Annotated in this window: 18 protein-coding genes; 8 read left to right on the top strand and 10 right to left on the bottom strand. The window is 58.6% G+C overall.

The window, feature by feature from the left end; all coding sequences use genetic code 11:
* Positions 1–43: 43 nt before the first annotated feature.
* Complete coding sequence (locus tag ACJ8J5_RS20520; protein ID WP_004931717.1) at positions 44–520, top strand: hypothetical protein; 477 nt, start codon at positions 44–46, stop codon at positions 518–520.
* Between the two features lie 3 nt (positions 521–523).
* Positions 524–1,132: an OmpA family protein gene (locus ACJ8J5_RS20515; protein ID WP_043142565.1), complete on the top strand. Its 609-nt coding sequence runs from the start codon at positions 524–526 to the stop codon at positions 1,130–1,132.
* 173 nt (positions 1,133–1,305) lie between these two features.
* On the opposite strand, the gene ACJ8J5_RS20510 is transcribed toward ACJ8J5_RS20515, so the two are convergent.
* From ACJ8J5_RS20510 to ACJ8J5_RS20500, 3 genes are all read right to left on the bottom strand, one after another.
* Positions 1,306–1,644: a hypothetical protein gene (locus ACJ8J5_RS20510; protein WP_025304105.1), complete on the bottom strand. Its 339-nt coding sequence runs from the start codon at positions 1,642–1,644 to the stop codon at positions 1,306–1,308.
* A 135-nt stretch (positions 1,645–1,779) separates the two neighbouring features.
* Positions 1,780–2,349 carry an HdeD family acid-resistance protein gene (locus ACJ8J5_RS20505; protein ID WP_043142563.1) on the bottom strand — a complete coding sequence of 190 codons (570 nt, stop codon included), beginning with the start codon at positions 2,347–2,349 and terminating at the stop codon, positions 1,780–1,782.
* A gap of 127 nt (positions 2,350–2,476) precedes the next feature.
* The gene (locus ACJ8J5_RS20500; protein WP_158523427.1) at positions 2,477–3,343 is read right to left on the bottom strand and encodes a LysR substrate-binding domain-containing protein; all 867 of its coding nucleotides are present in this window, start codon (positions 3,341–3,343) and stop codon (positions 2,477–2,479) included.
* Positions 3,344–3,532: 189 nt separating this feature from the next.
* Here ACJ8J5_RS20500 and ycaC point away from each other — a divergent pair, with 189 nt between their 5' ends.
* Both ycaC and actS read left to right on the top strand, forming a co-directional pair.
* Positions 3,533–4,162: an isochorismate family cysteine hydrolase YcaC gene (gene ycaC / locus ACJ8J5_RS20495; RefSeq protein ID WP_025304103.1), complete on the top strand. Its 630-nt coding sequence runs from the start codon at positions 3,533–3,535 to the stop codon at positions 4,160–4,162.
* Between the two features lie 188 nt (positions 4,163–4,350).
* Complete coding sequence (actS, locus tag ACJ8J5_RS20490) at positions 4,351–5,100, top strand: amidase activator ActS (protein WP_049206129.1); 750 nt, start codon at positions 4,351–4,353, stop codon at positions 5,098–5,100.
* Positions 5,101–5,134: 34 nt separating this feature from the next.
* Here the strand turns inward: actS and ACJ8J5_RS20485 are convergent, their stop codons facing one another.
* Complete coding sequence (locus ACJ8J5_RS20485; RefSeq protein WP_043142553.1) at positions 5,135–5,992, bottom strand: AraC family transcriptional regulator; 858 nt, start codon at positions 5,990–5,992, stop codon at positions 5,135–5,137.
* 181 nt (positions 5,993–6,173) lie between these two features.
* Between ACJ8J5_RS20485 and ACJ8J5_RS20480 the strand changes: the two genes are divergently transcribed.
* Complete coding sequence (locus tag ACJ8J5_RS20480; RefSeq protein WP_414104945.1) at positions 6,174–7,943, top strand: ABCB family ABC transporter ATP-binding protein/permease; 1,770 nt, start codon at positions 6,174–6,176, stop codon at positions 7,941–7,943.
* A gap of 9 nt (positions 7,944–7,952) precedes the next feature.
* On the opposite strand, the gene betI is transcribed toward ACJ8J5_RS20480, so the two are convergent.
* Positions 7,953–8,549: a transcriptional regulator BetI gene (gene betI, locus ACJ8J5_RS20475; protein WP_173888456.1), complete on the bottom strand. Its 597-nt coding sequence runs from the start codon at positions 8,547–8,549 to the stop codon at positions 7,953–7,955.
* 158 nt (positions 8,550–8,707) lie between these two features.
* Between betI and ACJ8J5_RS20470 the strand changes: the two genes are divergently transcribed.
* Positions 8,708–10,252 carry a BCCT family transporter gene (locus ACJ8J5_RS20470; protein ID WP_060435028.1) on the top strand — a complete coding sequence of 515 codons (1,545 nt, stop codon included), beginning with the start codon at positions 8,708–8,710 and terminating at the stop codon, positions 10,250–10,252.
* Between the two features lie 6 nt (positions 10,253–10,258).
* On the opposite strand, the gene ACJ8J5_RS20465 is transcribed toward ACJ8J5_RS20470, so the two are convergent.
* Positions 10,259–10,690: a VOC family protein gene (locus ACJ8J5_RS20465; RefSeq protein WP_049206127.1), complete on the bottom strand. Its 432-nt coding sequence runs from the start codon at positions 10,688–10,690 to the stop codon at positions 10,259–10,261.
* A gap of 158 nt (positions 10,691–10,848) precedes the next feature.
* The gene (locus tag ACJ8J5_RS20460; protein WP_025304096.1) at positions 10,849–11,766 is read right to left on the bottom strand and encodes a TIGR03571 family LLM class oxidoreductase; all 918 of its coding nucleotides are present in this window, start codon (positions 11,764–11,766) and stop codon (positions 10,849–10,851) included.
* 717 nt (positions 11,767–12,483) lie between these two features.
* Here ACJ8J5_RS20460 and ACJ8J5_RS20455 point away from each other — a divergent pair.
* Positions 12,484–13,701 (top strand): MFS transporter, encoded by a 1,218-nt coding sequence (locus ACJ8J5_RS20455; protein ID WP_043139766.1) that lies wholly within the window; start codon positions 12,484–12,486, stop codon positions 13,699–13,701.
* Between the two features lie 35 nt (positions 13,702–13,736).
* Positions 13,737–14,546: a MoaF C-terminal domain-containing protein gene (locus ACJ8J5_RS20450; protein WP_038629879.1), complete on the top strand. Its 810-nt coding sequence runs from the start codon at positions 13,737–13,739 to the stop codon at positions 14,544–14,546.
* Position 14,547: 1 nt separating this feature from the next.
* Here ACJ8J5_RS20450 and lldD read toward each other — a convergent pair whose 3' ends face one another.
* The 3 genes from lldD to ACJ8J5_RS20435 form a co-directional block, all read right to left on the bottom strand.
* Positions 14,548–15,687, bottom strand: coding sequence for an FMN-dependent L-lactate dehydrogenase LldD (gene lldD, locus ACJ8J5_RS20445; RefSeq protein ID WP_025304093.1), 1,140 nt, complete (start codon positions 15,685–15,687; stop codon positions 14,548–14,550).
* 42 nt (positions 15,688–15,729) lie between these two features.
* A complete protein-coding gene (locus tag ACJ8J5_RS20440; protein ID WP_043139775.1) occupies positions 15,730–17,313 on the bottom strand; it encodes an L-lactate permease in 1,584 nt (527 codons plus the stop codon).
* Positions 17,314–17,636: 323 nt separating this feature from the next.
* Positions 17,637–18,557 carry a LysR family transcriptional regulator gene (locus ACJ8J5_RS20435; RefSeq protein ID WP_025304091.1) on the bottom strand — a complete coding sequence of 307 codons (921 nt, stop codon included), beginning with the start codon at positions 18,555–18,557 and terminating at the stop codon, positions 17,637–17,639.
* Position 18,558 lies beyond the last annotated feature (1 nt).

The following is an 18,558-nucleotide window of genomic DNA, read 5'->3' as shown; positions in this document are numbered from 1 at the left end:
TGAAAGAACAATCTTCAATTCCCCCTGAATAAGGACTCCGATCATGCAGCATGTCAGAAAATTCGTCATTTCCTGCCTGTTTGCGTCGATAATGTTCCCCGGCATGGCCTTCGCGGAAGATCCCCCCGTGACACCGTTGGCTACCGGGATCGTCAGCAGCGGCGTAGCCGAAGCGCAAGTGACCGAGGCCGTGCGCCACGGTGAAATCCTGACCATCAAAGTGCGTTTCAAAGGGTTGAAAGACAACCTTAATGGGCAAGGCTTGTATAGCAGTCTGGATAAAAGCAGCCTTGAGAAATCCTTCTATATTCTGGTGGGTAATAAAAAATACCTGCTGCTTACCGATAGCAATAATGTCCCACTGGCCTCTCCCAGCGTGTCATTCAGCTCAAGTTCAGGCATTCCCTATGTCGCCACCTGGTTTGGCAGCTTCCCTGCGCCTCCACCTGATGTGAAAGAGGTGTACCTGACGATCGCCAACGTCGAGCCGCTCGGGCCGATAGCCATTACGGATCGTTGAGCGATGAACGGCCTCAGGAAAGCCGCCTGTGTGGGTGGGATGTTAGCCTTTGGGTTGGTGTCATTGGGTTCATGGGCTGACAGCGGAGAGCCGGCATCCGTGGGGAAACCGGTGATACTCGATCTTAAGGCCACCCGGCTGGATTTGGTTGGTTTGCCTTCGGGGCTGAATGCCGGCGTCCTTGATCTGCAGAGTAAGGCAGCGGATTTGGCTAAACAATCCGCCGACATTTCCGTCAGAGACAGCAAAAATGCCGTAACGTTATCGATGCGCAGCGATGTGCTGTTCGCTTTCGACAGCGATGCGATTGCTGCTAAAGCGGAGCCTGCGCTGCAACAGGTGGCGCAATTTATCGCGGCCGAACCGGTAGGGAACGTGGTGATCGAGGGGCACACCGATGCGGTGGGCAGCGATAAATATAATCAGGATCTGTCGCTGCGACGCGCACGTGCGGTGGCTGTTTGGCTGATCGCACATGGGGTAGAAAAATCTCGTCTGAGTGAACGGGGAAAAGGGGAGGCTGAACCGGTGGCTTCCAACGACACGCCGACGGGCCGGGCCAAGAATCGGCGGGTTGACTTCGTGTTGCCGAAAACCGCTGCCGCCGGTTAACCCCGCGTCGGTGGACGTTTCTTTTGCCAGAGCCGCTTTTAAACGGGCTCTCCTGCTGACTGCTTGTAGGGCGTGGAGCCGGTGACGTTAATGATTGATGAACATAATCGCGTCGCCAAAAGCCTGTATCCCACTTTCGGCTTTCGCTTTAGCGACCCCGACAAAATGCGGGGTCAGAACGTCTCGAAATACAGCTCGCGCAACAGCCAGGATATTTCGTTATTGGTGCGGTTCAGGACGTCTATTCTGTGAACTCCTATCGCTTCTGCGCGCAGATCGAGCAGCAAGTTGCGAATCTGCCGGAATAACGGGGTTTGCGGGTTGGGTTTGGCCAACTGCTGTCCACACAGTTTGATACCGGCGTCGCAGCCGGTGGCGATGTCCGTCAGGCAGCACGGGCAGGTGGTTTTTTGGCGCGCCATATTGCGGCATTGTTGCCCGATTACCTGATTAAAATGGCGTAATTGCAGGCAGACTTCCCGCGAGTTCAACGGGTTGGAATGGGTTGTCATCGGTTTCAGCTCCCTTGTCTGCGCCTATATTGGCACTTACCGATGAAGATAACCACGGACAAGCCGAGGGGGTATCGCCTTGTTTTGTCTGGGAGCAACGAAAGCGATGAGGCCCGCGATGGCGGGCCGGTAGAGTCAGGCGCGTTTAAACAGATTCGCCGCCTGGAACAGCGCAAAGGAACTGACCAGCATCTCGATGCCGACGATCGCCGTCACCAGCGTGACCGACGCCGCCGGGCCTGAACCGATCAGCATCCAGGCGATGATCAAATCGAGCACGCCGATAACGAACTGCAGCCAGTTGCCCGGCAATCCGCGGCGCATATAGCCAGCCGCCAGGCGGGCGATGCCGCCGAGCGCGAACAGCACGGCGAGGTACACTGCCAGCGCCAGAATGCCCGCCAGCGGGCTGGTGATGAACACATAGCCGATAATCAGGTAGGCCACGCCCAGCAGAATGCCGCCGATCATCGGCCAAGTATTCTGCGCTCGGTTGGCGATCATGGCGATAATCAGCCCGGCGCCGCTCAACAGCAGCAGGACGCCGACCACGATGCTCAGCGCCGCGCCGGAGGCGAAAGGATTAACCAGGCACACTATACCGCCCGCCAGCAGCAGGAAGGCGATGATCAGCAGGGTGGTGCGTTGCTTTTTGAGCAGTTCTTCGCTCAGGAGGGGCAGATTATTGCGATCAAGGTTTAGCATGTTACAGCTCCATTCTCTTTGTTGCGATCCTCGGGGGCACTCTATTTTTCCGAACGCTCTATTATAGTAGTCACTTTTTAATCACTGCGGTAAATCCGGCGTGGCGTTTATGCTTGGTAGCGGCGTGTTATTCGGCCAGTTCATCAACGATGAAATCAATCAGCGCCCTTACCGAAGGGGGGAGTCCTTGTCTGGAAGGGTAAAACGCGACAATCTTGTGTTGTTCCAATGTCCAGTCGTCGAGCAGCGTTTTCAGGCTGCCGTCGAGCAGTTCCTGGCGGGCTAATTTCAGCGGCAGGCAGCCAACACCGACGCCTTTTACGATCGATTCCTTGATCAGGCGAATGTCATCGCACACCATGCGCGACTCGTTGTTTATTTTGACTTCGCGATCGGCTTGTTGAAACGTCCAGGCGGCCTGAAGATGGGTCGATAACCACCCGACCGTTGGCAAACTGGAGAGATCTTCGGGCGTATTGATACTTTGGTACTGAATAGTTGCAGAGGGGGCGACCATAAATGCGGTGGGCACAGCGCAAATTCGACGCATCACCAAGTTGCTGTTTTTGGGTTCATCGGCGATGAGTTTTAATGAGAGGTCATACCCTTCAGAAATAATATCCACGTTGCGATTAAATATTTTCACATGCAAATTGACCTTGGGGTATTGCAGCATGAATTTCGCCAGGACTTCCGTTAGGCCAAGATCCAGGAGAATGTTTGAGCAGGTTAGTTTTATTTTTCCAGTGGGTTTTTCGCTTTTGTTAATAATGAGGCATTCCGCTTTCTCTGCGGTGCTAATCATCTGCAGGCAGTACTGATAATATTCTTTTCCTATATCGGTGACCATGAGGTTTCGCGTTGAACGCTGAATAAGTCTGACGTTGAGCCTTTTTTCCAAATTGGATATTCGTCTTGATAGCGTCGATTTGGGTATACCAAACTTCTTACTGGCGGAAAGAAATCCACCGCATTCAACTACTCTGGCAAACATAACCATCTCATTGAAATCTATCATATAAATTTGACCTTCCCAGTGGTGAGATACTCATTCCCAATAATCGTTCTATTTACCCGGCTGGTTCATTGCTAGCCTGATGTCGGAGCGTTTGAAAGCATGCTACATGCTTGGAATGCATGGGGCGATCGGAATTTGATGATTTTGATGATAAAGGAGAAGGGAATGACTTTTAAATATAACCGATTAGATAAGGCACAGGCCGCCGTGTTATTAGTCGATCATCAGACGGGGCTACTGTCCCTGGTTAGAGATCAGGATCCGGATAAATTCAAAAATAATGTTTTGGCGCTGGCCGATCTGGCTAAATACTTCAATTTACCGACGATACTGACCACGAGTTTTGAAAACGGACCGAACGGCCCTTTGGTGCCAGAGCTAAAGCAAACGTTCCCTGACGCCCCCTATATTGCTCGTCCCGGCAATATCAATGCCTGGGATAATGAAGATTTCGTCAAGGCGGTAAAGGCCACGGGCAAGAAACAACTGATCATCGCCGGCGTGGTGACCGAGGTTTGCGTGGCGTTTCCTGCGCTCTCTGCGTTGGAAGAGGGGTATGAGGTTTTCGTCATCACCGACGCATCCGGCACGTTCAATGCGATTACGCGCGATGCGGCTTGGGATCGCATGTCCCAGGCCGGCGCGCAGCTGATGAGTTGGTTTGGCGCGGCGTGCGAATTGCACCGCGATTGGCGAAATGATATCGAAGGGTTGGGGAACCTGTTCTCTCAACATATCCCTGACTATCGCAATCTGATGACCAGCTTCAGTTTGCTGACCTCAGGTAAACAGTAACCCCGGCATCGCTGCATGATTTGGCGCCTTATGGCGCCATTTTTCCTCCCGCCGATCGTGCCGCAGCGGCCTCCGTGCCAGTTGTTTTCCGATAGTTGCCTCTTTCCCGCTTTTTGACTGACCCGGCGCAAATGTTACACTGTGCGGCTGACGCGTATCAGAACCGAAAAGACGATTGGGGACAGGATTTGAGCACAGGAAGCAAGCTGGCGAGGTGGCGCCGCATCGCGGTGTGTCTGACATTGGGGCTATTGTTGGCCGGGTGTTCGGGTAAAAATACCTACAACCGTGACTACGACAAACTGCCGAAGGGCAGCTACACCGGCAAGTCTTACACCGTCAAACGGGGCGATACGCTGTACTACATCGCCTGGATCACCGACAGCGAAGTCAGCGATCTGGCCAGAATCAACAAGATACGCCCGCCTTATAGCCTGGAAGTGGGGCAAAAGCTGCGGCTGAGCGGCGGCGCGCCGACCAAAACCGCCGCCACGCGCCGTAAAACGTCTTCCTCCGCGATCGCCAAGCAAACGCCGCCGCCGGGCGCCGCACGTTGCTGGCGCTGGCCGACCAGCGGCCGGATCGTGCAGGCGTACTCCAATGCCGATGGCGGCAACAAGGGCATCGACATCGCCGGTAAGCGCGGCCAGCCGATCTATGCTTCCGCCAAGGGCAAAGTGGTGTACGTCGGCAACCAACTGCGCGGCTACGGCAACCTGATCATGATTAAGCACGGTGAAGACTTTATTACCGCCTACGCGCACAACGACACCACGCTGGTGCGCAACGGCCAGGATGTGAAAGCGGGGCAGAAGATTGGCACCATGGGCAGCACCGGCACCGATTCGGTGTTCCTGCATTTCCAGATCCGCTACCGCGCCACCGCGCTCGATCCACAGCGCTATCTGCCGCCGCAGGGATCGTCGCCGTCCTGTTAACATTAATCCGGCTCCTTACGGGGCCGGATGTCAGCTATTTCAGTGGCAGATAAAGATCGGTCACCAGTTCATATTCCGCCACCTCGTGCACGAAGTTGTGGTAGTGGAAATAGAGCGGAAAGTCACGCAGCTCCTCGCCGCTGGCCGGCAACCACTCGCGGTACAGATAGTGGGCACTTTCCGAGAGCCCATCCAGCGAGCCGTGATGGCGCAGCACCGCGCAGCGTCCGGCCGGCAGCGTGCCGTTCACCACGCCAGAGGCGTTGTCCTCCGGGATCGGTGCAGTGACCTCGCCGCAAATGAAGAAGTGGAAGTCTTGCGCGTCGGTGGTGGCCGGATCGTGCGGTGCAATGCCGTAAGTGCGGCTGCTTCTGACCGGCGACAGGCCGCTGGTTTTGCGCCACTCGATAAAGCGTGCGGCGGTTTCGTTGACCAGCGCGGGCGGGCCGCTATGTTCGATCATCGCCACTGGCGTGGCCGGGAAATCGACAATGTCTACCTTCATGGGTTGTTTCCTTTTGTGTTTCGGCTCGGGAAAGCGCTGCTGCCAATCGATCCAGGCCGGCTGTTTGCGAAACTGGCTCGGCGTTTGGCTGAACGCCTGTTTGAAGGCGCGGCTGAAGGACTCCGGGTTTTGAAAACCGGCGTCCAGCGCGATGTCAATCACCGGCTCCAGCGGGTTATACGCCAGGCGGTAAGAGGCGCGTTTAAGCCTCATCCACTGGATATAACGCCACACCGAGATGCCGCAATACGCGCTAAACTGGCGTTGAAAGTGAAAGCGCGAAAAATGGGCCACTTCGCTCAGCGTGTCGACGGTAAGCGCCTCGTCCAGGTGGCGGTCGATATAGTCAAAGACCTGCGCAAAGCGCTTTGCATACGTCTGGGTCATGTGATTGTCTCCTCCATGCCTGAACTTTGCCCGAGTCGCTGCTGCTTCTCCTGACGGATGATGCTGAGTTGCCACCGCAGGAAAACGGAATGGCTGCGGCGTTCGCCGCCGGCCAGGCCAAACTCATAACCCCCGCGCGGCCATGCGCCGCGAGCCCGACCGAGAAGATGAATATTACATGATGGACCGTTCCCGTTTGCTGAAATTCCTACTGCCCTACCTGTGGCCGAAAGACAACCCGCGGCTGCGGGGGTATCTGGTGGTGGCCTTCGTGTTTATGGTGGCGGCCAAGGTCAGCACCACGCTGGTGCCGCTGGCCTACAAAGCGATGGTCGATGCGCTGAGCGGCGAGACGGCGAAAATGCTGGCGGTGCCGCTGGGGCTGATTATCGCCTACGGCGTGGCGCGGGTGGGCGGTGCGCTGTTTGAGGAGCTGCGCAACGTGATGTTTATCCACGTCAGCCAGAACGCCACGCGCCTGTTGGGCGTGCGGGTGTTTCGCCAGCTGCATGCGCTGAGCCTGCGCTTCCATCTGGAGCGTCAGACCGGCGGGCTGTCGCTATCCATCGAGCGCGGCACCCAGGCGGTGTCCACGGTGCTGTCGCGGCTGCTGTTCTCCATCGTGCCGATCCTGTTCGAACTGACGCTGGTCACGGCAATCATGTGGCATATGCTGAACGGCTGGTTTGCGCTGGCGATCCTGACGACGGTCGGCTGCTACATTCTGTTCACCGTGCTGGCGGTGAGCTGGCGCACCCGTTTTCGCCGCGAGCTCAACAAGGCCAACGCCGACGCCAACAGCAAATCCATCGACAGCCTGCTGAACTATGAGACCGTGAAGTACTTCGGCAATGAAGCGTTCGAGGCCGAGCGTTTCGATCTGTCGCGGCGGCTGTACGAATACGCCGCCATCAAGAACCAATTCAGTTTTACCGCGATCAACCTGGGGCAAACCGCCATTATCTCGATCGGGCTGATCGTGATGATGGCCATGGCGGCGCAGGGCATTACCCAGGGGACGATGACGGTCGGCGACTTTGTGCTGGTCAACGCCTACCTGCTGCAGCTGTATCAGCCGCTGAACTTCTTCGGCTTTATTTATTCCGAGGTGCGCCAGGCGCTGATCGACATGGAGAATATGTTCGATCTGCTGCAGGAAAAGCGTGAGATCGTCGATAGCCCGGATGCGCAGCCGCTGCGCCTCGAGCGCGGCGAAGTGCGATTCGACGCGGTCAGCTTCGGTTACGACACGCGCCGACCAATCCTCAAGCAGGTGAGTTTTACCATTCCGGCGGGCCACACGGTGGCGGTGGTCGGCGCCTCCGGCGCGGGCAAGTCCACGCTGTCGCGCCTGCTGTTCCGCTTCTACGATGTGCAGGGCGGCGCCATTACCCTCGACGGCCAGGACATTCGCCAACTGACCCAGGCCAGCCTGCGGCAGGCGATCGGCATCGTGCCGCAGGATACGGTGCTGTTCAACGATACGCTGCGCTACAACATCGGTTACGGCAAAACCGGCTCCAGCGATGAAGACATCGAGCGGGCGGCGCGGCTGGCGCATATCCATGATTTTATCGTCGGTCTGCCTGACGGTTACGACACCCGGGTGGGTGAGCGCGGGCTGAAGCTGTCGGGCGGTGAAAAGCAGCGGGTGGCGATCGCGCGCACCATCCTGAAAAATCCGGCCATCCTGGTGTTCGACGAGGCGACCAGCGCGCTGGATACCCAGACCGAGCGCGAAATCCAGGGGCACCTGCGCGAGGTGAGTCGCAACCACACCACGCTGGTGATCGCCCACCGGCTCTCCACCGTGGTGGACGCCGATGAGATCATCGTGCTGGAGGCGGGGGAGATCGTCGAACGCGGGGGGCATGAGACGCTGCTGGCGGCGAACGGCCGCTACGCCGCCATGTGGCAAACCCAGTACAGCGAAGAGCAGGAACCGCACTGACGCTGCCGTTCACCCCGCCGATGGCGCGGCCTTGAGCCGTTGTATCACGTAGTCGCAGGCGATGCGGTAATCCTGCTGCAGATCGGTGTCATCCCCGGCCAGGCTACCGCGCAGCCAAAGCCCATCGATCATCGCCGCCAGCCCGCGCGCTGCGTCGCGCGCCTGCTGCAGCGGCAGCTCGCGGCGGAACTGGCTGCAAATATTGGAATAGAGCCGCCGATCGTTGGCGCGCTGTAGGCGGCGCAGCACCGGCTGGTGCATGCTGGCGGCCCAGAAGTCGAGCCAGGCGCGCATGGAAATAGCGTTGGTTTGGCTGGGGTGGAAGTTGCCCTGAATGATGGCGCACAGCTGCGACTGGCTGTCGCTCGCCGCCTGAGCGCGGCACTCGGCCACCGCGTCGCGCAGATCGCGCAGGATCTTGCGCATGGTCGCGCTCAACAATCCTTCTTTATCGCCAAAATAGTGGCTGACGATGCCGGTCGACAGCCCGGCCTCTTTCGCCACCTGAGAGAGGGTGACGCCGGCCAGCCCCACCACGCTGATGGTTTCGAAGGCGGCATTAATCAGCTGCTCCTTGCGCTGCTCAGGAATGTCTCTGCGGTACATATTTTCCCCAACTGATAGGCAAATCACACTTTGAATTTGATTGATTGAACGGTCAATCAATACTCTATATGCTGCGAAAATGTCAAATAAATGACGATAAGATGTTAACTGAAGGTTGCATTTAAATCGTCTGTCTTTCGCATCATGGAAGCCTGCCAATGACAATGAAAACTCCCCCATCGCTTGACGAAGAACCTGTCAGATTAAATGTCCCGGTATTTTTCGGTTCAGCGGCAGTGATCCTGCTGCTGGGATCGCTGATTGTGCTGTTTCCCGCCGCCAGCAAACAGTGGTTGAATGTCGCGCAAAGCTGGGTGGCCGATGTGTTCGGCTGGTATTACATGCTGCTGATGGTCGCCTGCATGGCGTTCGTGTTCTGGCTGGCGCTGTCGCGCTTTGGCCATATTCGCCTGAGCCAGGATGACGAGCCGCCGCAGTTCAGCTACCCCTCGTGGGTGGCGATGCTGTTCTCGTCGGGCATCGGTATTGCGCTGGTGTATTACGGCGCCTATGAGCCGCTGGATCACTTCCTGTCGCCACCGGAAGGCGGCGGCGGCAGCGTGCAGGCGGCGCGACAGGCGATGGCGCTCACCTTTTTGCACTGGGGGCTGCACGGTTGGGCGCTGTACGCGCTGATCGCCACCGCGCTCGCCTATTTCGCCTATTGTCGCGGTTTGCCGCTGGCGCTGCGTTCGGCGCTGTACCCGATCTTCGGCGAGCGCATCCACGGCGGCGTCGGCCATCTGGTGGACAGCTTCGGCATTCTGGTGACGGTTATCTCGATGGTGACCAACCTGGGGATCGGCGCGTTGCTGGTGAACTCGGGGCTGTTTTACCTGTTCGACATCCCGCAAAGCACCGGCGTACTGCTGGCGCTGATCGTGGTGATGATGGTGGTGGCCACGCTGGCGGCGGTCACCGGCGTCGAGAAGGGCATTGCCATGCTGTCGAACATCAACGTCGGCTTCTTGTGCCTGCTGCTGCTGTTCGTGTTTCTGGCTGGCCCGACGCTGAACCTGCTCAACGGCATGTTGCAGAACCTCGGGGATTATCTGACCTCGCTCGTCAGCCGCAGCTTTGATATGTATCTGTACGGCAAGGCGCGCCAATGGCAGGGTGCCTGGACGCTGTTTTATTGGGCCTGGTGGGTGGCGTGGGCGCCGTTCGTCGGGCTGTTTATCGCACGCATTTCCAAAGGCCGCACCATCCGTGAACTGATCTTCGGCGTGTTGCTGATCCCGCTCGGGTTCACGCTGGCGTGGCTGTCGATCTTCGGCAATACCGCCATCAGCCTGGTGCTGGAAGGCGGGCAGGCGATCCTGGGGCAGGTAGCGCAAAGCGATCCGCCGATGGCGGTGTTCAAGCTGTTCGAATACCTGCCCTATACCCAGCTGACCGCCGGTTTCGTGGTGGTGATAAGCTTTGTGCTGTTCCTGACGCCGGTCGACTCCGGCACGCTGATGATAGCTAACCTCTCCTGCCAGGGCGGTTCCGCGCACGATGACGCGCCGGCCTGGCTGCGAGTGTTCTGGGCGGCGGTCACCACGCTGGTGTGCGCCGGGTTGCTGTACGCCGGCAGTTTCAGCGCGATGCAGACCGCAGTGGTGCTGTGCGGCCTGCCGTTCTCGGCGGTGATCGTGCTGTACATGGTCAGCCTGCGCAAGGATCTGCGCGGTTACGCCATGACGCCGGCGATCCCCTGAGGCGGTTTATTCGTCCGCGCGCGGCCGATGATGCACGTACTCGACAATCGTGCCGTCCGGCAGGCGCGCATTGAAACAGGCGCCGGTGGGCACTTCCACCGGGCCGAAGAAGATCTCGGCTCCGGCCGCCAGCAGCCGCTGGTGGTAAGGGTAAATGTCATCGACCAGCAGCGTGCCGACGGTGCTGCGAAAAGGGCGTAGGTTTTCTTCCGCGCCTTCCAGGATCAGAAACGGTCCTACCGCTGCCAGCACCAACCGATGCTCGGGAAAGTCGAAACGCATATCCGCTTCCACGCCGTGCAGTTGCTCGTAAAACGCGATGGCGCGGTCAATCTCGCCTTCGTCGACGTAGACCCGGATCAGTACGCGCGGCTCGCGCAGCGATGAAGAGTCGGCGGTTTTGCGCCAAAAGCCCGCTTCTGTCAGTTTTGCCGTCATTGCTCATTCCTCATAGTGGCTCGTTTCCCCGTCATCATGCCGCCGTTTGGCCGTAGGGATTAGACTGAGTTGTTATGAACTAGCAGCGGCGGAAATAAAAAAGCCCCGGTAACGGGGCAAAGACCAGCTCAGGTCGGAATAGCGGGCTAAAGCGGGCGTCAGGCGCGATGGAATTCCGGTAACACCAGTTGGCCGATCTCCTGCATCGTCTCTTCCAGCGGCCGCTGGTTGCGGCGGAAATGCAGGCCGATGTGGTTGACCCCGGCGTCACGCATGGCGCTCAGTTCCTGAATCAACCCATTGCGGCCGCTCTTGATGCCGAAGCGATGGCGCTGAATCGGCGCGTCGGCGTTATCTGTGAGGTCGAGATGAATAAAGCTGACGTAGGGTTTGTCACCGGCCACGTTACGCCAGAGTTTGACCCGCGAAACGTGGTCCGCAGGCGTGCCGGGATACGACAGCCAGCCATCCATATTTTTTCCCACCCACTCAGGCGTTTGTTGCGCCAGCCCGGCGACCAGCAGCGGCGGCGGCGGCGTGGCCGGCAGCAGGCGCAATCCAGGCTGGAGCGCGCTGTCGGCTTCCCCTTTGAGAATGCCGACGCTGGTGCGAAAGCGTTCACCGCGCGCGGCGTAATCGGCGCCGAACAGCGGGTATTCCACAGGGCGATCGCCGCTGGCGACGCCGAGTAGCAGACGATCGCCGCTCAGCGTTTGCAGCGTGGAAGCCGCTTTGCGTACCAGCCACGGCTGGCGCAACGGCAGCACCACGGCCGCGGTGCCCAGCAGAATATTGCGCGTCAGGCTGGACAGGTAGCCGAGGTAGGTAAAGGTCTCAAACACCTGCGCGGCGTCGCCGAAGTCCGGATCGTACAGCGGCACGTCGCGAACCCAGGCGGCGCGAAAGCCGAGCTCATCGGCCAGCTTGATGCGCGCAGCGTGTTCGCTCATGTCCGGCACGCCGAACGGTCGCCCATCCTGCTGGCGTTTCAGCTGCCCGCTGGTGGACCAATCGTTGTCCAGCGGCAACTCGATGCCGATGGAAAGCGGCTCCCGGGTTAGTTTTTCGATGCTCATGTGTCACTCCGTCTCTGGCCTTGCGGCGCGGTGTCGAACGATGGCACGAAGTGTTGCATGGCGCTTAATTGAGATAAACAGCCCTAATCGCAATAGATAATTGCTGTTGCGAGCATAATTACTTTGCAGGATACGGCATGATTGCCGTGATTTACGTCACGCTCTGCGCTTTTGTTATTGTCCAGATTAAATGATGTAACCCTGCCAATAGCCTTTCCCTCGTAAGAGTTATTTTGTTGCGCGGTCATGAAATAAAACGAAATGATTCAATAGATAAAAACGAATCCGAATGCTGCCTATCGTTAACTGAAAGGGGATAACAAATTAATAAACCTGAAGAGTTAATGGTGAGATTATTCACAGATGGCGTGAAAATAGGCGTTTTTAACCGCGGGAAAATACTCGTTATTATTTTATTGTCTGTAAAAACAAAGTGATAAAATATCTGATTGTGATAATTCTATTTTAAAATAGTACCGGATAAAAACTTCATTCGTCTCTAAGAAAGCGCCGGTTGACAGACCGCCGGCTTGCGATAATTTTATGTCATTAATATGTTAATGAGTTGTTGTCGTGACGGAGGGCCAATGTTTCTCTTGGCCGAGCGCTTAATACACTTATGCCATGGCGGGTCGCCATTCATAAGTTAACTTATGGACAAATGACGCTATGAATACATCGCCAGGGCCTCACCGCGCATTAAGTGAAGAGAACCGGTTGCTGATTATTTTGTTTTTCGTCTTCGGCTGCGTGTTCGTCGATCGTCTGACCATCTCGTTTCTGTTTCCGATGATTGCCGCCGACCTCAAGCTCAGCAACGTGCATCTCGGCACGCTGTCGGCGGTGCTGGCATTGACTTGGGCGCTGTCTGGCGCGGGGCTGGGGGCGATAGCCGATCGCTTTAATATCCGCAAACCGATGCTGATCCTGTCGATCCTGGTGTTTTCGCTGTTCTCCGCGCTGTCGGGGTTGGTCAGCGGGTTTGCCATGCTATTGATCTTCCGGGCGCTGATGGGGATCGCCGAAGGGCCGGTTTTGCCGATCGCGCAATCGTTGATGGTGGAAAAATCGCAGCCGCAGCGCCGCGGTTTCAACATGGGATTGATCCAGGGCGCGGCGCCGGGGCTGCTGGGCGGCATTATCGCGCCGCCGCTGATCATCTATCTGGCGCAGAAGTGGGGCTGGAGCATGGCGTTTCACCTGACCGCCGTGCCGGGCATCATTCTGGCGTGGTTGATCTATCGCCATGTGAACGGCAAAAAGGATCCCGCCTTTATCGCCGCGCCGGCGACCGGTAAGGCGGCGGGCAAAGCCGCTTACGGCGAGCTGTTCAAAATCAAGAACGTGGCGCTGTGCATTCTGATTTCCTGCGTGTTCGTCACCTGGTTCATGATCATCATTACCTTCACCCCTAACTTTTTGGTGACCGACCGTGGCTTCGGTGAAGGCACGATGGGCGGCATCATGAGCGCCATCGGCGCCGCCTGGGTCTTCTGGGGCGTGGCGGTACCGGCGATCTCCGATCGCCTTGGGCGCAAACCGACGCTGATTTTCTTTTCGCTGCTGGCGGTGTGCTGCCCGCTGTTCCTGAGCTACGTCGACAACCCGTGGCTGCTGGGCGTGCTGGTGTTCCTGTCTTATACCGGCCTCGGCTGCTTCACGCTGTTTATGGCCACCATCCCGTCTGAAACGGTATCGCCAGCCCGTATTGCCACCGCATTAGGGCTGGTGATGGGGATCGGCGAGGTGATTGGCGGCTGCCTGGCGCCGTTTATCGCCGGGCTGATCGCCGATCGCTATGGCCTGGTCAGCGTGATGTGGCTGGCGGCTGCCGGCGCGGTCTGCGCCGGCGTACTGAGCTGTTTTCTCGATGAAACTGCACCCGCGGTGGTGAGCCGCAGAACGGTGAAACCGGCGAGCGTTGCCGACGTGTAAGACGGTTTTATCCCATTCAATCAAGGAGAGCGAAGATGTCAGCAGAACAATCCGTACTGAATCAAAATGCCGAACCGGACTGGAAGAATTACGACGATTTCGCACGCGGCATCGACACCAACCGGCTGCCGGGCACCCAGGACTGGCGCGGCAAAACGTTGCAGATCGCCTTTGAAGACGGCGGGGACTTCACGCTGCGTTTCAGCGCCGATCGGCAACGGGTGCTCTGGGCCTGGGGCGGGGAGAGCGGCGAGGACGCTTACGAAGAGGTGCAAACCTCCGCCGCACGCTATTTCTTCAATATTCCGCTGCAGTCGCCGGGCAACGAATGCCTGACGCTGGTGCTCAACCGCGACAGCGGCCGGGCGCTGCTGGTGCGCAGCACGCTGCTGCCCGAACATGCGGTAGAAAAGGGGTCTCGCCTCAAGCAAAGCTTCCACGTTGGGCTGATTGCAGGCGTCACGCCGGGCGGCATCGCGCCGCATTTGACCCGCGAGCTGATCGGCTATCGCACGCTGAACGTCTACAGCCCCAACCATTACTACGAGCACTTCTACGTCAACACCGAGCGCTACGCCTGGCAAAACCTGCGCGGCGAACAGTTCGGCCACGGCGACATGGACTACGCCACTTACTACAAGTTTGAGGATGAGATGTTCCTGTTCACCTTCCGGGAAAAGATTATCCCGGTGTGCTCGGTGTTCTTCTTCGACTTTATCTCCGGGCGCTGCACCGGCACCTTCCTCGGGCTGGACGCCGCCGGCCGGGTGCTGGTGTCACCGGCCGGGGCATTCATCAGCAAGATGAGCTACAACGCGTACCCGGAGGGCGTGCAGCCGCTGTGAATCAGGCGTTTCTGACCAGCGATCCGGCGTTGATCTCCGTGATGGATTTCGCGCCGGTGAGCGTCATGGCGACGCGCATTTCCTTGTCGATCAGATCCAGCAAGTTGGCCACCCCGGCTTCGCCGGCCGCCGCCAGCGCATAGACGAAGGCGCGCCCCAGCAGCACGCTGTCGGCGCCCAGCGCGATCATGCGCACCACGTCCAGGCCGCTGCGGATGCCGGAGTCGGCCAACAGGGTAATGTCGCCTTTCACTGCGTCGGCGATCGCCGGCATGGCGCGCGCGGTCGACAGCACGCCGTCCAGCTGGCGGCCGCCGTGGTTGGAGACGATGATGCCGTCGGCGCCGAAGCGCACCGCGTCTTTGGCGTCTTCCGGATCCAGAATGCCTTTGATGATCATCGGGCCGTCCCAGAATTCGCGGATCCACTCCAGATCTTTCCAGGAAATCGACGGATCGAAGTTGGCGCCCAGCCAGCCGATGTAGTCTTCCAGGCTGGTCGGTTTGCCGCGGTAGGCCGAGACGTTGCCCAGATCGTGCGGCTTGCCGAACAGGCCGACATCCCAGGCCCACTGCGGATGGGTAAACGCCTGCAGCACGCGGCGCAGGGCGGCGTTAGGGCCGCTCATTCCCGAGTGGGCGTCGCGGTAACGGGCGCCGGGCACCGGCATGTCGACGGTAAACACCAGCGTTTTCACGCCGGCGGCCTTGGCGCGTTCCAGTGCGTTGCGCATAAAGCCGCGATCTTTCAGCACGTAGAGCTGGAACCACATCGGCCGATCGATCGCCGGCGCTACCTCTTCGATCGGGCAGACCGACACGGTGGACAGCGTGAACGGAATGCCTTTTTTGGCCGCGGCACGCGCGGCCTGCACTTCGCCGCGGCGGGCGTACATGCCGGTCAGCCCCACCGGCCCCAGCGCTACCGGCATCGCCAGCTGCTCGCCGAACAGCGTGGTCTCCAGGCTGAGTTCGGACATATTGCGCAGCACGCGCTGGCGCAGGGCAATATCGGCCAGATCTGCGGTATTGCGCTTCAGCGTATGCTCCGCGTAGGCCCCGCCGTCGATGTAGTGAAACAGAAACGGCGGCAGTTTGGCCTGGGCGGCGGCCCGGTAGTCGGTTGACGCGGAGATGATCATAGTGTTTACCTTCTTGTCTTGCTTGCGATAACGAGTGTTCAGTCAGAGCGTGAGGATCGCTGCCATACCGGCCGCAATCCCTCCGTACGCCAGCATCGGCAGCACGGTCTTTCTGATGATTTTGCCTTCGGCGTTACCGATCCCGAGGATCGAACAGACCGCGATAATGTTGTTCAGGCACACCATGTTGCCCATGGCGCCGCCGACGGACTGCAGGGCCAGCGTCAGATTGACGTCAAGGCCGCTGCTCTGGGCGATCGATTGCTGAATGCCGCCGAACGTCAGGTTCGAAACGGTATTGGAACCGGAGAAGAACGAGCCCAGCGCACCGAGGAACGAAGAGAACAGCAGCCAGCTCTCGCCGGTCAGCGCCGCCAACGCTTTCCCGATCAGGATCACCGGCGCGTTGTCGCCGCCCTGCATCATCAGGTTGACCATCACCAGCGCGCCGAAAAGCGCGATAAAGGGCCGCGCGATGCGCCCGCCGGTTTCGCTGAACATTTGCCGCACCTGGCCGCCATTCAGACGGAACAGCGGAATACACAGCACCACCACCAACAGGAACGGGATCAGCGCCGGGACATACAGCGTTTTGTAGCCGGCGGCGGCGGAGGTGCCCAGTACCTGCTGCAGTTCGACGATCAGCGCCTGACTAATGCGCAGCTCCCCGAGCCAGCCGAGGTTTTCCTGCCACAGCAGCGTGGTGTTGTTGAGCAGCGCCTTCAGGCCCAACTGATGCACGCGCGTCACTATCAGAATAGCAATCAGTAGCAGGGTCGGGGTCATGGCCTTGACCACCTGCAAGAACGGCACCGCCTGCCCGGCGTTCTGCAGTTTGTCGCTGCGGGCGAGACCGATGCCGCCGCGTGCCAGCAGCACCGAGAGCGCCAGGCCGATGGCGCCGCCGACCAGCGCCGGGAACTCATAGTTCACCTGGGCCAGCAGCAGATAGGGCAGGGTGCAGCTCAGCACGCTGAGCAGGATAAACGGCAGGTTACGGCGGATATCCTGCCAGGAAACGATAAAGCGCAGCGCCAGCAGAGGAATAACGAAGCCGGCGATGAAGTGGATCAGCGCGGTTTGCCGGCCGATCTCCAGCAGGCTGGCGTCCGACAGGCCGAGATTGGCAAAGCCGAACCAGGTGGGGGTGCCCACGGCGCCGAAGGAGACCGGTACCGAGTTCATTACAAGCGTCAGCAGGGCGACGCGCAGCGGGTTGAAGCCCAGCCCGACCAGAATCGGCGCGGCGATGGCGGCCGGGGTGCCGAAGCCGCTGGCACCCTCGATCATAAAGGCGAATGCCCAGCCGATAATCATCAGCTGAGCCACGGGATTGGGGCTGATGGTTTCCAGCCAGCGCCGCACCACGTTTTCCGCGCCGCTTACCTGCATCAGTTTGTTGAGCAGGATGGCGCCGGCGATGATGGTGATCGGCGTCAGCGTCGACACCAGCGCGGTGATGATATTGGCATGCAGCAGCCGCAGCGAGGCATCGAACCACAGGAGCTGTACGGCATACACCGCGGCGGCCGTCAGCGGCAGGGCGAGATAAGAGGGCACGCCATTCCTTTTGGTCATCATCCAAATCAGTAGGACGATGGGCGCAATACTAAAAAGCAGGGGCATAAGATCCTCAGGGTTATTATTTTTATGGGCAGAGATATGTAGCTGAAAGGTTAATTACCGCAACATTTTCATTCTAATCACAACGTTGGTGACGATGCCATGCGGTAATTTTTTAACATCGGCGAACGGCGTCGGCGGTGAGAAAATCGCCGGTAGAAGGGGTTAAATTAATTGATTTAAAATCAGTGTGATAGGGATCTTTGCTGTGTGATGAGTGCGCGAGCTCACATTAATTAGGCGCTAATGTTCAATAGATTATGTCCAAAAATGCCGTAATCCCCGCGGTCTTTTGCGGCAGCGGGGAAATAATCAGAGAGGACCATTCAGAAGTAGTGGCTGATATTTTGGTAGGAACCGATGATATGTTCGATCAGCAGGCGAGTTTTTAACGGCAGATTACGGGTGTAAGGATAAACGGCATAAATACCCAATACCTTGCCGCAGTGGCCGGCCAGGATCTCCGTCAGTTTGCCGTCCTGCAAATCTTCATATACCATGCAGCGCGGCACCATGGCGATGCCGTGGCCGCCGATCACCGCTTTGCGGATCGCCCGCGCATTGTTGGCCGACAGGTTGCCGTTAACCTGCAGCTCGTAGATTTCGTTGCGCCCCGGCCGTTTCATCAGCCAGTTGGCGGTGCCGCTCTCCTGGTAGGTGTAGGTCAGGCAATTGTGGCCGAGCAGGTCTTCGGCGCTGCGCGGTTCCGGGTGGCTTTTCAAATAGCCCGGCGAGCAGACGATCACCCAGCGGGAATCGAAGATCGGCCGGGCAATCAGGCTCGAATCTGGCATAGTGCCGGTACGGATCGCCAGATCGATGCCTTCTTCCACCAGATCGACGAAGCGGTTTTCCAGCCGCATTTCGACCTTTAGACTGGGATGCAGTGCGCAAAACTCCGCCACGCTCTCGCTCAGCAGCAGCTCGCCCGAAATGGTCGGCACCGACATGCGGATGGTACCGGTTAATTCTTCGCTTTTTTCGCTGACGGCGTACAGTGCCTCCTGCACTTTGGCGCCGATCTCTTTGGCCTGTTGGTAGAGCGCCTGGCCGCTTTCGGTCAGCGTCAGGCTGCGCGTGGTGCGGTACAGCAGCCGGGCGCCCAGGGATTTCTCCAGCCGCCCGATGCGTTTACTGACCACCGAACTGGTGATGCCGGCGCTCTCCGCGGCCTTGCTGAACGAGCCGTAGTCGACAATCAGGGCGAACAGAATCAGGTCGTTGGCGTATTCGTGAGTGGCGAGCATA

Source organism: Serratia sp. CY43202 (assembly GCF_052168755.1).
GTDB lineage: Bacteria > Pseudomonadota > Gammaproteobacteria > Enterobacterales > Enterobacteriaceae > Serratia > Serratia bockelmannii.
Note: the sequence above shows the minus strand (reverse complement) of the source record. Positions and strands in the feature narration are given on the sequence as shown.